The following is a 13,736-nucleotide window of genomic DNA, read 5'->3' on the forward strand; positions in this document are numbered from 1 at the left end:
GCGATCTCCTCAGAATACATATCAGTATGGATGAAGATCTCTGAAAGTGAATGGGACTTTTTTCCGGGATACTTACAATTCGACTAAAGAATTTATGCTTAAAGAAATTTCTTTTGATAAAGAAAATAACAGTTTTTATTTAAGCAATTTTCTTACTGCTCAAGGTAAGACTGTGTGGCCTTCTTTGTTAGAAGAAGCATCTCAACATGATGATGCATGGCTTGAGCAAGAAATCCTAAATAGAGGATTGCTGGCTACCCATTATCCTCGAAGAAAGCCTAATAGCACTGAGATGATTGAGGCTAAAGTCCCTCACACGGCTGCTCAAACTTTAGCTGAAGGAGAATTCAATCGTTTATTTGCCCGAGGCTTGAGCTCACGAGCAAAAGCAGAAGGAATTGAATTTGTTGAAGCTTACCGAGCAAGACACTCAGAAAATCCACGCCCTGAATCTCAAGCTATTATCGGAAAAAAGTTCCGACCTGAAGAAATTCTTGAGGATTTACGTAATAACCCAGGTGTAGATACGGCATTAGGCGTTCCTCCTGGCCCTAACTCAGGCATAACAATTAAACTTGTTAAGTAAAAAATAATGAGAGGCACTTTCGGAATTTAAATCCCTAAGTGCTTTTATTATGACCAGTTCCCCTATTGTTCAACACACTCTGATGTAAGAAAGCTTGGTTGCAGACTGTAGTGGACTAAATATTTACTGACATACAGATGTTCATCCCATATATCACGGAATTTCATTTCGGGAATATCTCTGGGGCGCTGTCCGGTAACAACAGCCAGTAACATAGCGTTCCCAGGTTACCTTTCGCCGTGGTTACTTTGTTGCGAGAGCAGGGTGATATCCCGGCGGAACTTCACCGGCATACTGTGCTTCTTTGAATACATCAATTAATACCGAACGGACATTCAAACACGCAATCACGGGGTTTTTATACCAGATGTTCATCAATTTCCGTATTACCAGCTTGCCCGGATGTCATATCAGGCGTTAACTATAGCGATTGATGGTTTGCTTAAGGTACAGGTATGAAAAAGAACGATCTGATTGATTATATTCAGTATAATTACGGCACACCCCCTGATTATCCGTGGATTAAATATCCGGATTATGCCGTATTCAGGCACCGGGGGAATTCCAGGTGGTTTGCTCTTATTATGTCAGTATCTGCTGATAAAATAGGTGCCGGAGACGCAAAGACTATGGCGGATATTATTAATGTTAAGGTCGCGCCGGAACTGGTGGGTTCTCTCCGCTTAAAGGAGGGCGTCTATCCTGCGTATCATATGAACAAAGAACATTGGGTTACAATAATACTGGATGATAAGTTTAACAGCGGGGAACTGAAATCACTGATTGATGATAGTTACAGGCTGACGCAGTAAGCGTTATATGTGTATCACATTACTTATAAGCTAACATCCCGTATTTACGGGATTTTTTGTTATGTATTCCGATTTGTAAGGAACTGTAAATTATATATTGAAAATTCAGACACTATCCTTATATAGATAATGTACCCGGATAAGAGTAATTACCGGATAAGAAAAGCAGTGGTATATAATCAATAGTAAATTGAAATACTGAAGGAGGAATTATGCAGAACATTAGTTCTTTTTCATTATTTCCGGCATTATCTGACAGCTTGCTGTCAACGCGTTTTGACCAGATAGATCGTTTATTCAGCCAGCTTACGGGCAACAGACCAATAACCTCAGAACATCCGTATAATCTGAAGCAATTAAATGATGCGCGATATCAGCTGACGGTTAGTGTTCCCGGCTACAGGGAAGATGATCTTGAGGTATCACTGAAAGGCGGCAAGCTTAGTATTCAGGGTAAACAGCCTGCTGAAGTGGTTAATGAATCAGAAAAATGGGTACATCAGGGGATAGTAAAAAGTCAGTTTTCATTAGAATTTAACCTTGGTAAGAATGTTAAAATCCAAAATGCAGAGTTATCCTGCGGATTATTGACATTGGATATAGAGTATGAAATTCCGGAAGAAGAAAAACCACAGTTAATCGCTATTGAAAATAAAGATACCAAGGCTTAATTTTTGATTCTGTTTACCCTGTGGAAACCGTCAGACCGGCGGGGTCCACAGGGCTTGAAAATGACAATATTGATACGATATATATAGTGCGCTGTTGTTAATAGTATTTATGTGGATTAAAGGTATATATAACAACAGTGTAAGCCTCACTTCGGTGAGGCTTTGAGATTGCTGACAAAGCAGGATAAAACGTGGTTTTTCCTGCTTTGTGTTATCAGCCGAAAATCAATAAATTGATTTTCCTGGTTTATTTTTACAACCTCTGTCGGTCGTCGCCACCCCCTGCGGGTTTGTCAACGGCCTGAAGCCTCACTTCGGTGAGGCTTTTTTATTATCAGGTTATCTGTTTTTAGTGATGTGATAATTTGGGTTTTATATGCAGGGTAAACAAGTCAAATAGCTTTGCTTATTGATTTTTCGACAGCTCTGCACTCAGGGCTGATTCCATCGACCTGATCTATTTTCCCTGGCTGGTTCCCTTCCGGCGTATCCATTTTGATAACGCATACATTTTGTTCCGGCTGGTGCCTGACTTTTTGTGAACAGCCTGCCACCAGGAAAAAGGAGACGATAAATAATAATGCCTTGGTTTTGTGCATATAAACAGTCCTGTATCGCAAAATGTCAGTGCTTAATGCTATCAGAGTAACAGCATGAAATAAAAAATAATTTATACACTCTGACTCATTTTAACCCGTTTAAAACATATCACCCGGTTTCGGTATTTTCCTGTCAATGACCCGGCGGCGGATACTGAAAGACATTCAGCGGATGCAAAGCAGCCGGAATAATGCCTGACGACCGGAGCATCAGCAGCGTAAATCACTATACTGTTTTGCTTTCCTTTTGCGCCAGTATGTCCGGAAGATTTATTTCTATCCAGTCTGCCAGCATAGCGACTTTTTCACTTATCTGTTCACCGGAACCGGTCAGGGTATACTCGACGTGGGGCGGTAATACCGGATATGACACGCGATTAATGAAGCCATCCTGTTCCAGCGCCTGTAATGACTGAGCTAACATTTTCTCACTTATTCCGCCGATTTTGCGTCGTAAGTCGCTGAAACGGTGTGTTCCGTCACGAAGGGAAATTAAAATCAGTATCCCCCAGCGGCTTGTTACATGTTTAAGAATTTCCCGGGAAGGGCACTGCGCGGCAAATAAATTACCGTCGCGTAACTGTTGGGATAATGTTGAAACTGCCACGTTGCACTTACCTTTTTGTATGTACTTACTTTAAGTAAGTCTAGGTGTTATGTTAACGAAACACAAGTGATACATTAAGGAGCTATCTTATGATTGCGATTACCGGTGCGACAGGCCTCCTGGGCCGGCATGTTATTGAAAATCTTCTGCAAACAGTCCCGGCAGGCCAGATTGTGGCGATTGTCCGTAATCCGGCAAAAGGTGCATCTCTGAGCCGGAAAGGCATTGTTGTACGTCAGGCTGATTACAATGATGAAGCATCATTAATCAGGGCGTTACAGGGGGTTGAGAAACTGCTTCTGATTTCCTCCAGCGAAATCGGGCAGCGTGTCACGCAGCATCGTAATGTGATTAATGCTGCAAAATCAGCCAATGTGAAATTTATTGCCTATACCAGTTTGTTACATGCCGATACCTCTCCGCTGGGTTTGCATACTGAGCATGTGGAAACAGAAAAAATGCTGGCTGATTCCGGTATCCTGTATACCCTTTTGCGCAATGGCTGGTATACGGAAAATTATCTGGCCAGTGTGCCTGCTGCGCTTGAGCATGGTGTCTTTATTGGCGCGGCCGGAGACGGAAAAATCGCTTCCGCTGCCAGAGCTGATTATGCGGCAGCTGCAGCCCGTGTTATCAGTGAAGACGGGCATGCGGGTAAGGTGTATGAGCTTGCCGGAGATGAGGCGTGGACATTAAGCCATCTGGCGAAAGAACTGACTGAACAGAGCGGAAAGAATGTTGTGTATCAGAACTTAAGTCAGGCTGATTTTGTTGCTGCACTGAAAAATGCGGGCTTGCCTGATGAGCTGTCTGAAATGCTTGCTGACTCTGATGTTGGTGCGTCCGGAGGAGGATTATTCGATGATAGTCATACTCTGAGCAAACTGACCGGGCGGCCAACAATAACACTTGCTGAAAGCATCAAAGGTATTCTGTAACTTCTCTTCCGGCAGAGTTTCTGCAGGCACAGAGTACGGTATTTGCTGGTGGTAAATAAACATGATACCCGATGGCTATTATTAAAGCAGATACAGCTGAAAGAAAAAAATAGCCCGGCTATTGCCGGGCAAATTAATAATGGAAGGGATACTTATGACTTCTGCAACCGAATATACCTGCCGAAAGTTAAACGAAATATAAACAAGTATAATTACCTGGTATCAGATTTGTAATTAAGTCCAATGTGGGGGATTCATCTTTTTACTGGTCATTAAGTTATAATTTTAGATTTCTTACGATAAATATCTTTCATTGGTAAACGATTGTTCTGATTTGTCGATTTTTTGTCGATGGTTTGGTTTGTCAGTCAGCATATTATGCTTTACCCTTAATATATGTTTATCAGGAGGTTCATAATGAAAGATATTAATTTTATTGTAGGGCAGAACATCCGCGACTTAAGACACCGTAACGGCTTGACTACTAAGATGTTAGCCAAAATGTTGGGAGTATCACAACAACAGTTGTCAAGGTATGAACGAGGTGTTAATAAAATAGATGTCAGTGTTGTATTTAAGATAATAAATATATTTCACGTATCCTATGAATATTTGTTTCCTGAAACTGAGAATGATTATACTGAATCAATAAAAAGCTCCTTTGTCTATATGGAGCCTTTGGCAATCTGATAATACAAAAAGGTATAGTCACAATGTTATTTATTACTAAAAAATAATGAGTATCATTCTTATTAAAACATAGCAAATACACTATAATGCCAGCTTAACATATTGCAAGCTGGCTTTTAATTTTACTAAAATTTCACTCTGTATTTTTATCCTGTGTGAAAATATAGCTGCATAAAAGCGGGTATGTTAGCAGAGCCATGACAAACGTGCGGAAAAGGCATTATCTTACCAGCCGCAGATCGGTCATGCGTTCCGCCGGAACCGCTGAACCGGACAGGATAATGGTGTGTTTTCGTCTGGCTCTCGTCAGTCTTCTGGTTTTAAAAAGAGAATATTTATATTTTTTTTAATTGAATCTTAGTGAGTTATGGAAATTATTTCCCTCTGATGAATGGTAAATTATTTCGATAACAAACCGGAGGAACACATGAAAAACACACTGTATCTTTTAAGAATGGGATTTTCTGATTTAAATTATCCGGGCAGCCTTTTTCTTTGCCCTGACTGCACGCTGTTAGAAGGCGTTCTTGCAACCAATCCTGAACTGCGTGAATCAACAGACGTTGTTTACGTTGATTTTGAGAAACCAAGAAAGCCGCTTGTTGAGCTTATCGGGGAAGAAAATCAGTCACTGCCTGTATTAGTTTTTGCAGACGGACAAAAATTTATTAATGATGTTGACGGTATTCTGGCAGAGTTTGCCGTGACAAATGGCTGCCCTAAAAAGCACCCGTAACAGTGATCAATAAGCAGTAAGCAGTAAGCAGAAAAAAGCTTCATTTCAAATTGAAGCTTTTTATTGATTTTAACGTCAGTCACTGACTTTTACTTTTAAAGGGCGGAATTTGCTGTAACACCATAATCCGATGAAAATCATTTTTCCGAAAACAGCAGTAAATACACCAATAAAAGCCAGTCCGATAAGCAGGGAAGCCGGCAGAGCAGCGATACCTGTGATTAACTCACCATTTACCAGAACAGTACCGTAGCCAAACGTCCCCATTATGACAGTTCTGTCACTATTCCGGTGGCTGAGTGCAGTCAGGCAGTGTGGCCGGTGATGAGGAAATAATATAAGCCCGCACAGATCCATGTTATGGATAGTTTTTTATTCATATATGTTTTGACGCATGTGTTTGTTCAGGAGTATATTAGTCCGCAGTAATCATGCAGGAGCGGATATGGAATCGTTACAACTGTTTAAAATATTAAGTGACCGGACAAGGCTGGATATCATATTGCTGCTCAAAGCATCAGGTGAACTGTGTGTCTGTGATATTTACACCGCGTTAAACCTGTCCCAGCCAAAAACATCACGACATCTTGCTATGCTCAGGGAATCAGGATTATTACTCGATTCCAGGCATGGAAAATGGGTTCATTACCGGTTATCACCCGCTTTGTTGCCCTGGGTCAGAAATATTATCGATATTGCGTTCAGTACAGAAAAAAACAGGGTGTCACACCTTTTGAAGGTAATAACCGATAAAACATCATCCGGATGTTGTTCCGGCTGATTTTTTTAAATTAATACATGCGTTTTACCATATGTGTTTGTTGCGGTGAAAAATGTTTTTCCTGTATTTGGTGTTTACGGTACGGATAGCTTCCTGAAAGAGGTTTTTATGTTTATTGCGGCATTAATATTTATTCTGACCATTGCATTTGTTATCTGGCAGCCCAAAGGACTGAGCATAGGCTGGAGTGCGGCCACCGGTGCGCTGGCTGCATTATTATCCGGGGTGATAACCGTTCAGGATATCCCGGTTGTCTGGAATATTGTCTGGAATGCAACGGGTACATTTGTCGCTGTTATTATTATCAGTCTTATTCTGGATGAAAGCGGGTTTTTTGAATGGGCAGCACTTCATGTGGCAAAGTGGGGCGGGGGAAAAGGCAAATTATTATTCAGTTATATTATCCTGCTCGGTGCATGTGTTGCGGCCTTATTTGCTAATGACGGGGCAGCTCTGATATTAACGCCGGTCGTTATTGCTATGTTACTGGCTCTGGGATTCAGTAAGGGCACAACGCTGGCCTTTGTGATGGCTGCGGGATTTATTGCCGATACTGCAAGTTTACCGCTGATAGTGTCAAATCTGGTGAATATTGTCTCCGCTGATTTCTTTACGATCGGATTTACGGAATATGCGTCGATCATGGTGCCGGTAGATATTGCCGCTATTATTGCAACACTTGTTATGCTGCACTGGTTCTTTCGCCGGGATATTCCAAAACACTACGATGCGTCAAAACTGAATACCCCCGCATCGGCGATCAAAGATCTGAAAACATTTAAAGCAGGATGGTTTGTTCTGGTTTTACTGCTTACCGGTTTTTTTGTTCTCGAACCGCTTGGTATTCCGGTTAGTGTTATTGCGGCGATTGGTGCATTCGTTTTATGGCTGGTGGCATCACAGGGAAAAATAATTAATACCCGGAAAGTATTGCGCGGTGCTCCGTGGCAAATCGTTATTTTCTCACTGGGTATGTATCTTGTTGTATATGGCCTGAAAAATGCGGGGCTCACTGATTATCTGTCAGGAATATTTGATTATCTCGCGGACAAGGGTATATGGGCTGCAACACTCGGAACGGGTTATATCATCGCTTTTTTATCATCTGTGATGAACAATATGCCAACCGTTCTTGTCGGCGCATTGTCGGTTGAAGGCAGTAATGTGACAGGTCTTGTTCAGGAAGCGATGATATACGCGAATGTTATCGGTGCAGATTTGGGGCCTAAAATTACCCCGATCGGGAGTCTGGCAACATTATTGTGGCTGCATGTTCTGTCTCAGAAAAATATGGCGGTTACATGGGGGTATTACTTTAAAACAGGCGTTATTATGACCATTCCTGTTTTAACGGTAACCTTAGTGGCGCTGGTCATCAGGTTGTCTTTACTGAATTAATGCAAATTATTTTCATAAGACAATCAACTGCGATAGAAACTAAATATAGTTGTTTCTTTTATTAATGCAAAAAATGACGGGAAAATTGATTTTATATTTCACTTAGTCTCAGGTGGTATTATCAGTTAATAACGGTATGTTATTTTTCACTACATTTACATATAAAATAATCTTATGTAATAATGCCGGGGTCAATTATCAGGAATTAACCTTATGCATTATGTAGTTATATCTCATCTGTCATTATGTCTGCTTGTTGGTTGTGCTGAGGCAGGAAATAAAAGTCACTCTGAACTAACGATAGCCACCAAAAAAACACCCGATAATCGTATAAATAATACCACCGGTAAGCCTGGCTATATGCTTGCCGGTCGTTCGAAATTCGAGCAGGATGCAGAAAAAAGCCAAAATAAACTGAATGAGCTTTTTAAAGCCGGACTAAAAGAAAGCAAAAACACCGGTATCGATAGTGATTTTTCTTATAAACCCAATGAGTTTCCTTCCTATACTTATGGCCAGTATGCGGCGCCGGAGTTTGTCTGGAATAGTGAAAAGCAGACTTACGAAGTAAAACCATCAGCACGTATGACCTTAACAATAAGACCCTGATTTACTGCCGGTTGCGCCGGAGCTGAATCTTCGTGAAGGCAGGCAGCGAAAAACGGATACGGCATTAAACCACAAACCAATGTCAAATTTTCAGCGTCTGATCTTTGATTTGCAGGCGGAAATCGCAGATGATGATTATATAGTCACTGACAGGAGGTAAATTGTTATGTTTCCGGAATACCGTGATTTAATTTCCCATCTTCGCCAGAATAACCTTGAGTTCCGTACGCTGTTTGATAAACACAATCAACTCGATCATGAAATAGCCCGGCTGGAAAAATCAGACAGAAGTGGCTACAGTGAGGAAGTGGTGGAACTGAAAAAACAAAAATTACGCCTGAAAGAAGAGATCCACCAGCTTCTGAAAAATCCGCCGGAAGATGACTGAATTTCCCTTATATGCCATCGGTTTATCCGGTGGCTTTTTGTTTCAGACTTAATAATACGGGGAAAAGAGGATGATTCATTACCGGCAGATGGACAATACGGACTGCGGAAAGGTTGCTGCATTATTACAGGAGAACGCACAGTCACGGCAGGGGGGATTATCGGGAGAATACCCGCTGAAAAAAGTTGAAACGATGTTTGCGCATGCACTGACAGTGATTATTGCTCAGGACGATGACGTGATTGCGGGTGTGGTATTCAGCTTCCCGGCGCAGTCCGCACAAATATCCCCGGTGACCGCACTGATCTCACAGCAATTTGGTGAACTGCTGGAAAATAACTGGTTTTATGGCCCGGTCTGTATCGCAAAGGATTATCGCGGGCAGGGGATTTTATCTGCATTATATAAACAGGTGTGCGCGGAAAACAGCGGAAAGCCGGTTGCATTTATTAATCAGGATAATGAGCGTTCTGTTCGTGCGCATCTGAAATCCGGCATGAGAGAAGCAGGGCATTTTATCTGTAATGAGACCCCGTATTTCCTGATGATTGGTCGCTGAATATCATCGGGAATTATCTTTTACGGTTTTTATTTCCTGTTTTTACGTATCAGTGACTATACTGAAATCGTCATTATGATTTGCCGTATTAACATGATTTTCAACCGAGGAGCTTGTTATGGGGTATTACGAGTTAAAAAAATCGACCAAAGATGTATCACAGCCGTACTATTTTGTCCTGAAAGCCGGTAACCATGAAATTATCGCCACCAGCGAGATGTATGCATCAAAGCAGGGGGCGCTGAATGGTATTGCCTCCGTGCAGAAAAATGGTCCTTCTGAAGAGATTAAAGACCTTACCGGTAAATAAAATAAGCAGCAGAATTAATAAGGCTCCTGAACACATCAGTGAGCCTTTTCTTTTTTTACGACGCTGACCCATCCTGGCTGAAATACAATACCGGTTGTCCTGCATGCAAAAGCGAACTCCCCGCAGGCTGTTTATAGTAAAGGCAACGATTATGTTAAGCGGGGCTGTTTCTGTGTTTCTACTCTTATTTGCGTGTGGCTGTCTTGTCGGGTCAACAACCGTGTTATTCGGTTTCGGCGGCGGATTCTTTATTGTTCCTCTGCTTTATGCGCTGTTAACGGCGACTGCTGACAGTCATACCGCTGCTGCTGCCATGCATATTGCTGTGGCCACATCTACCGGCGTGATGATATTCAGCTCATCAATGGCGACACTTCGTCAGCATCGTGCAGGAATGATTAACTGGCCGCAGGTACGTCCGCTGGCAGGTTATATTGCCGCCGGTGCTGTCGCAGGCGCGCTGCTGGCGATCGCGGTTCAGGGGGCGTGGGTCAGATGGATTTTTATTGCTTACCTTGCCATTACTATTCTGGACAGCATTTTTCGTCCCGGATTTATGACACAGTCAGCTTCTCATTTGCGGGAAATGCCGGCGGGTACCACTGCGGCAGCCGGTACTGTCATTGGTGTTGTGGCTGCCTTTCTGGGGGTTGGGGGCAGCGTGATGACGGTACCGCTGATGCGCCGCCGTGGTGCGGAAATGGCACAGGCGACCGCCATGGCAAACCCGTTATCTTTGCCGATGGCACTGACCGGTACATTGACTTATATTCTTCTGGCCCGCAATGAAACATCGGAATTCGGCAGCGGATTTGCCGGTTATGTGGATATTCATGCCTTTGTTTTACTGATTGCCGGCTCCTGGCTGGGGCAGAAACTCTGTGCTCCGCTGATTGGTCGTATCCCGGACCGATTCTATGCCAAATCTTATCTGGCTCTGCTGATATTTGTACTGCTGGTTATGATCATTGTGCAGTAAACCGGATATCTCCGCCGAAAAATAATGATATGAAGCGAAACGGTATCTTATATATTACCGTCCGATTTTGTGATCTATCAGCTTTACTTATGTCTTTGGATGTCTTTAAATATCTTCGGGTTCTTTGTTTGTCAGATACTAAGCAAGGTTTACAGGAGACTCGATCATGTCACCAATGACGAAAAGTACGATGGTATACCCTACTGGTTTCTTCACCTGCATCGCGCTCATTATCTTTGTTATTGCGTTAGCAGTTTGATGACGGGTAATTAAGACGAAAGGAAAACCTCCCGTATGACGGGAGGTTTTTTTACGGCCGGTATGGCGCCGGTTTAATCCGCGGATAACACCGTTGTCATAATCAGATTGCGCTCTGTTTTTCCTCTTTAACTTTTTTCGCTTTTTTTCCTTTCTCATTTTTTACTTTTGCTTCGTGTTTTACGGTTTTAGCATGACTGTCCGCTTTAGTGGCGGTAATACCTGAATGTGCCGCAGAAACTGCCGGTGCGGATGTCGATGCCATTGCACCGAAAGAGAATAAACCGGCCAGCGTTGCAACAATAAGAGCTGAATGTTTCATTATGATATCCTCAGGATTACGGGAGTATTTATACCTGCTCAGCGGGTATGGATGAAACATATTCCTGTTTTTTTCGCCGCACAACGGGATATACATAAACAGTGGCAATATTTTCAAATCCCCGGGAAACTGACAAATACTGATATTTCTCTATAGGTTATATTTATAATAAATTACTTGTTAATCAATTAGTTAATCTGTTTATGTTTTTAATATAAACGAATCATCAACAAAAAATAAATTTATTATTTGTTCGCGTTCAGTTTTTTTTGTAATTCAGTTGTCAGCCGGATCAGGTGCGTCTTGTCTTTTTCTGAAAGGTATGTTGTGTATTTATCCGCAAAGCGGTTAATACGCTCCATTCCTTTGATGATCTTTTCAGCGGCTTTATCTATATCGTGTTGATTTGTATTCATTGTCTTTTCCTTTTCAATAGCGGTGTTATTACTATTATCAGAAAAAATAGTAATTAATAGCTTAAATTGAATTAATCCGGTTCATCATAAATAATTAAGGGAGTCTTCATTTTCTTTTTTCCGGAGAGGATTATCGTGAAAGGTTAAATAAGAAAATTTGCTCCGGAATACGATCAGGAGGCGTTTTTTTCTTCATCCGTCAGCTTAAATTTACCGGACATCACATCGGGTACCAGTTGATCAGGTTGCATGTCGGGATGGTCACATACATAGGCTTTCACCGCACCTTTTCTTTGCGGGGCAATAAAACCGGCCAGTCCCCGGAAAATACGTTTCTCCACATTGCATAATCCGCCTTCGCGTATTTCCATCGGGTGAACGAGCACCGCGTAGCGGGGACTGAATATCTTTTTCCACAGCGGCCGCGGGGAGGTCAGGCGTGAAACCGTCTTTTGCAGTGTTTTGGCGGCAGAGAGCATATCCCCGACCAGCAACCGGTTTGTGGTGAAGGGCGTTTCCGGTATCCCCGTCATTTCACGGTGTGTTCTGACATCACGAACGACAATTTTGTCCTGATAGAGCAGGATATAAAGGTAAAAGATATTCATAAGTCACTTTCCGGGCTGATATTGTTATCAGATCAATTTTAAATCTGCTGATAAAACAATCCATTGCTTTTTTCTCAGGTGTTGATCCGGATCTTGTCATTGACGGATTTCAGATCATTCACTACAATATTAATTCATTCAAATGAATTAAATTAAGGTGAGTTATGAAAATGATTAATACTGCAATACCGGCTGGTTTCTCTTTACAGGAGCGGGATCGCCGCTGGAATCTGGCGCGCGACATCATGCGCCGGCGCAATCTGGATGTTCTGATTGTTTACGGTGACCGGGAATCGGCTGCACCGGCCCCGTTTTGTGTGGATCACTATTTTACGAATGATCGTCTTGGCTCTGTGGTGATTTTTTATCAGGATAATGACCCGGTTGTCGTGACATTTGCGCCGATGATGATTGCTGACCATATGCAGGCCGCAATGCGCGGGGATAATCAGTGGTTGTCGCCGTCACAGATTATGGTCGGCAAAACCGGGCGTAATATCGGTGCGCTGCTCAGGGAAATGAATGTCCCGGCGGCGGCACAAATCGGTGTGATCGGGCTGGAGCCGTATCCGCCGTTCTATTTTGATGGTGCAATGCCGTTTAATACCCTGACCGGGATTAAAGAAGCGTACCCGCAGGCGGTGATCGTGCCGGTCTATCGTGACTTTTTTGTCCGCGCATCCGTGAAAAGTGAAGAAGAACTGGCCCATATCCGTCATGCCGCGGCGATTGGTGAAGCCATGAGTGAAGCGATGCGGGTGACTGCTGTGCCGGGAAACAGTGAGGCGGATATTGCGGCGGCAGTGACCGCCACCTGTTTATCCGCGGGGGGTTTTACTGCTGAGATTCTGATGGGGTCCGGCCCGGAATATATCGGCTGGGGTCAGCCGGCCTGGCAGTACCGTTCACAGAAACCAAGAGAGATTGCGTCAGGTGATATTGTATTGTCCGAAATTTTTGCACTGTACGGAATGTATGAAACCCAGCATCAGGCAGCCGTTGCGGTCGGAAAAATCCATCCGCAGCTGGAAAAAGCAGCTCTGGTCGCCAGAGAGTGTTATGACATTGGTGTGTCATATCTGAAAGAGGGCGTGACATTCGGGGAAGTGGTGGATGAAATGGAAAAACCATTGCTGGCTTCCGGCGGCTGGCATGTGCATCCGCTCATTCACAGCATCAATCCGTATGGCCCGATCGGCTTCGGTACTGCGCCGGGTATTGAGTCTCTGCCGCTGGTATCCCGTTACCGTAAAGTGGAACGTCTGCCGAATCCCGGACGGGAGCTGGTGCTGAAGGCGGGAATGAGTTTTGCATTTGAACCGAACTGTGCCTTTGGCTATCATCTGTGTAACCTTGGCGGCACGGTGATTGTCGGGAAAAACGGCGGAATTGAGCTTAATGATAATTCCACCCGGCTGATGCGTGCTGATCTCTGATTATACCGGTGAATGCCGCAAATGACGGATAAG

The 13,736-nt window shown here is 43.2% G+C and carries 20 protein-coding genes and 1 pseudogene; 14 read left to right on the forward strand and 7 right to left on the reverse strand.

Translation table 11 applies throughout. From position 1 onward, the window contains the following. Positions 1–94: 94 nt before the first annotated feature. The gene (locus R5268_RS10630; protein WP_317419275.1) at positions 95–586 is read left to right on the forward strand and encodes a hypothetical protein; all 492 of its coding nucleotides are present in this window, start codon (positions 95–97) and stop codon (positions 584–586) included. A gap of 128 nt (positions 587–714) precedes the next feature. Here R5268_RS10630 and R5268_RS10635 read toward each other — a convergent pair. Then, a pseudogene (locus tag R5268_RS10635) lies at positions 715–919 on the reverse strand (integrase); the annotation flags it as partial. A gap of 122 nt (positions 920–1,041) precedes the next feature. On the opposite strand from R5268_RS10635, the gene R5268_RS10640 reads away from it, so the two are divergent. After that, positions 1,042–1,398: an MmcQ/YjbR family DNA-binding protein gene (locus R5268_RS10640; RefSeq protein WP_317419276.1), complete on the forward strand. Its 357-nt coding sequence runs from the start codon at positions 1,042–1,044 to the stop codon at positions 1,396–1,398. 212 nt (positions 1,399–1,610) lie between these two features. Next, on the forward strand, positions 1,611–2,069 hold the full coding sequence (locus tag R5268_RS10645) for an Hsp20 family protein (RefSeq protein WP_317419277.1): 459 nt from the start codon (positions 1,611–1,613) through the stop codon (positions 2,067–2,069). A 392-nt stretch (positions 2,070–2,461) separates the two neighbouring features. Here R5268_RS10645 and R5268_RS10650 read toward each other — a convergent pair whose 3' ends face one another. Beyond that, positions 2,462–2,668, reverse strand: coding sequence for a thiamine biosynthesis protein ApbE (locus tag R5268_RS10650; RefSeq protein ID WP_107678935.1), 207 nt, complete (start codon positions 2,666–2,668; stop codon positions 2,462–2,464). A gap of 226 nt (positions 2,669–2,894) precedes the next feature. Next, complete coding sequence (locus R5268_RS10655) at positions 2,895–3,275, reverse strand: winged helix-turn-helix transcriptional regulator (RefSeq protein WP_046893963.1); 381 nt, start codon at positions 3,273–3,275, stop codon at positions 2,895–2,897. A gap of 89 nt (positions 3,276–3,364) precedes the next feature. Here R5268_RS10655 and R5268_RS10660 point away from each other — a divergent pair, with 89 nt between their 5' ends. The 3 genes from R5268_RS10660 (at position 3,365) to R5268_RS10670 (ending at position 5,639) form a co-directional block, all read left to right on the forward strand. Continuing rightward, complete coding sequence (locus R5268_RS10660; protein ID WP_317419278.1) at positions 3,365–4,213, forward strand: SDR family oxidoreductase; 849 nt, start codon at positions 3,365–3,367, stop codon at positions 4,211–4,213. A 417-nt stretch (positions 4,214–4,630) separates the two neighbouring features. Beyond that, complete coding sequence (locus R5268_RS10665) at positions 4,631–4,903, forward strand: helix-turn-helix domain-containing protein (protein WP_247716637.1); 273 nt, start codon at positions 4,631–4,633, stop codon at positions 4,901–4,903. A gap of 427 nt (positions 4,904–5,330) precedes the next feature. Continuing rightward, positions 5,331–5,639 carry a DUF3088 family protein gene (locus R5268_RS10670; RefSeq protein WP_247719090.1) on the forward strand — a complete coding sequence of 103 codons (309 nt, stop codon included), beginning with the start codon at positions 5,331–5,333 and terminating at the stop codon, positions 5,637–5,639. Between the two features lie 75 nt (positions 5,640–5,714). Here the strand turns inward: R5268_RS10670 and R5268_RS10675 are convergent, their stop codons facing one another. Beyond that, entirely contained in the window at positions 5,715–5,906 is a 192-nt protein-coding gene (locus tag R5268_RS10675) for a hypothetical protein (protein ID WP_317419279.1), read from the reverse strand. A 178-nt stretch (positions 5,907–6,084) separates the two neighbouring features. On the opposite strand from R5268_RS10675, the gene R5268_RS10680 reads away from it, so the two are divergent. From R5268_RS10680 to R5268_RS10710, 7 genes are all read left to right on the forward strand, one after another. Then, entirely contained in the window at positions 6,085–6,420 is a 336-nt protein-coding gene (locus tag R5268_RS10680; RefSeq protein ID WP_317419280.1) for a metalloregulator ArsR/SmtB family transcription factor, read from the forward strand. A gap of 108 nt (positions 6,421–6,528) precedes the next feature. Next, positions 6,529–7,818: an arsenic transporter gene (locus R5268_RS10685; protein ID WP_317419400.1), complete on the forward strand. Its 1,290-nt coding sequence runs from the start codon at positions 6,529–6,531 to the stop codon at positions 7,816–7,818. Between the two features lie 213 nt (positions 7,819–8,031). Further along, a complete protein-coding gene (locus tag R5268_RS10690; protein ID WP_317419281.1) occupies positions 8,032–8,427 on the forward strand; it encodes a hypothetical protein in 396 nt (131 codons plus the stop codon). 166 nt (positions 8,428–8,593) lie between these two features. Next, positions 8,594–8,815, forward strand: coding sequence for a YdcH family protein (locus tag R5268_RS10695; protein WP_046893968.1), 222 nt, complete (start codon positions 8,594–8,596; stop codon positions 8,813–8,815). A gap of 70 nt (positions 8,816–8,885) precedes the next feature. Further along, a complete protein-coding gene (locus R5268_RS10700; RefSeq protein WP_317419282.1) occupies positions 8,886–9,374 on the forward strand; it encodes a GNAT family N-acetyltransferase in 489 nt (162 codons plus the stop codon). 118 nt (positions 9,375–9,492) lie between these two features. Then, complete coding sequence (locus R5268_RS10705) at positions 9,493–9,684, forward strand: YegP family protein (protein WP_046893969.1); 192 nt, start codon at positions 9,493–9,495, stop codon at positions 9,682–9,684. 172 nt (positions 9,685–9,856) lie between these two features. Beyond that, on the forward strand, positions 9,857–10,663 hold the full coding sequence (locus R5268_RS10710) for a sulfite exporter TauE/SafE family protein (RefSeq protein ID WP_317419283.1): 807 nt from the start codon (positions 9,857–9,859) through the stop codon (positions 10,661–10,663). Positions 10,664–11,024: 361 nt separating this feature from the next. Here R5268_RS10710 and R5268_RS10715 read toward each other — a convergent pair whose 3' ends face one another. The 3 genes from R5268_RS10715 to R5268_RS10725 form a co-directional block, all read right to left on the reverse strand. Continuing rightward, positions 11,025–11,243 (reverse strand): hypothetical protein, encoded by a 219-nt coding sequence (locus R5268_RS10715; protein ID WP_046893970.1) that lies wholly within the window; start codon positions 11,241–11,243, stop codon positions 11,025–11,027. A 245-nt stretch (positions 11,244–11,488) separates the two neighbouring features. Continuing rightward, complete coding sequence (locus R5268_RS10720; RefSeq protein WP_317419284.1) at positions 11,489–11,659, reverse strand: hypothetical protein; 171 nt, start codon at positions 11,657–11,659, stop codon at positions 11,489–11,491. Between the two features lie 173 nt (positions 11,660–11,832). Next, positions 11,833–12,267, reverse strand: coding sequence for a hypothetical protein (locus R5268_RS10725; protein WP_107678921.1), 435 nt, complete (start codon positions 12,265–12,267; stop codon positions 11,833–11,835). Between the two features lie 170 nt (positions 12,268–12,437). Between R5268_RS10725 and R5268_RS10730 the strand changes: the two genes are divergently transcribed. Beyond that, positions 12,438–13,703 carry a M24 family metallopeptidase gene (locus R5268_RS10730; RefSeq protein WP_410795834.1) on the forward strand — a complete coding sequence of 422 codons (1,266 nt, stop codon included), beginning with the start codon at positions 12,438–12,440 and terminating at the stop codon, positions 13,701–13,703. Positions 13,704–13,736: the final 33 nt, after the last annotated feature.

The organism is Morganella sp. BCCO 40_0007, assembly GCF_032989665.1.
GTDB lineage: Bacteria > Pseudomonadota > Gammaproteobacteria > Enterobacterales > Enterobacteriaceae > Morganella > Morganella sibonii.

Excerpts from the sequence above, each read along its gene's own strand:
- R5268_RS10645 (WP_317419277.1), top strand. The coding sequence starts at position 1,611 with ATGCAGAACATTAGTTCTTTTTCATTATTTCCGGCATTATCTGACAGC.
- R5268_RS10685 (WP_317419400.1), top strand. The coding sequence starts at position 6,529 with ATGTTTATTGCGGCATTAATATTTATTCTGACCATTGCATTTGTTATC.
- R5268_RS10650 (WP_107678935.1), bottom strand. The coding sequence starts at position 2,668 with ATGCACAAAACCAAGGCATTATTATTTATCGTCTCCTTTTTCCTGGTG.
- R5268_RS10660 (WP_317419278.1), top strand. The coding sequence starts at position 3,365 with ATGATTGCGATTACCGGTGCGACAGGCCTCCTGGGCCGGCATGTTATT.
- R5268_RS10695 (WP_046893968.1), top strand. The coding sequence starts at position 8,594 with ATGTTTCCGGAATACCGTGATTTAATTTCCCATCTTCGCCAGAATAAC.
- R5268_RS10690 (WP_317419281.1), top strand. The coding sequence starts at position 8,032 with ATGCATTATGTAGTTATATCTCATCTGTCATTATGTCTGCTTGTTGGT.
- R5268_RS10630 (WP_317419275.1), top strand. The coding sequence starts at position 95 with ATGCTTAAAGAAATTTCTTTTGATAAAGAAAATAACAGTTTTTATTTA.
- R5268_RS10715 (WP_046893970.1), bottom strand. The coding sequence starts at position 11,243 with ATGAAACATTCAGCTCTTATTGTTGCAACGCTGGCCGGTTTATTCTCT.
- R5268_RS10665 (WP_247716637.1), top strand. The coding sequence starts at position 4,631 with ATGAAAGATATTAATTTTATTGTAGGGCAGAACATCCGCGACTTAAGA.
- R5268_RS10675 (WP_317419279.1), bottom strand. The coding sequence starts at position 5,906 with ATGGGGACGTTTGGCTACGGTACTGTTCTGGTAAATGGTGAGTTAATC.
- R5268_RS10670 (WP_247719090.1), top strand. The coding sequence starts at position 5,331 with ATGAAAAACACACTGTATCTTTTAAGAATGGGATTTTCTGATTTAAAT.
- R5268_RS10640 (WP_317419276.1), top strand. The coding sequence starts at position 1,042 with ATGAAAAAGAACGATCTGATTGATTATATTCAGTATAATTACGGCACA.
- R5268_RS10700 (WP_317419282.1), top strand. The coding sequence starts at position 8,886 with ATGATTCATTACCGGCAGATGGACAATACGGACTGCGGAAAGGTTGCT.
- R5268_RS10680 (WP_317419280.1), top strand. The coding sequence starts at position 6,085 with ATGGAATCGTTACAACTGTTTAAAATATTAAGTGACCGGACAAGGCTG.
- R5268_RS10705 (WP_046893969.1), top strand. The coding sequence starts at position 9,493 with ATGGGGTATTACGAGTTAAAAAAATCGACCAAAGATGTATCACAGCCG.
- R5268_RS10720 (WP_317419284.1), bottom strand. The coding sequence starts at position 11,659 with ATGAATACAAATCAACACGATATAGATAAAGCCGCTGAAAAGATCATC.
- R5268_RS10725 (WP_107678921.1), bottom strand. The coding sequence starts at position 12,267 with ATGAATATCTTTTACCTTTATATCCTGCTCTATCAGGACAAAATTGTC.
- R5268_RS10730 (WP_410795834.1), top strand. The coding sequence starts at position 12,438 with ATGATTAATACTGCAATACCGGCTGGTTTCTCTTTACAGGAGCGGGAT.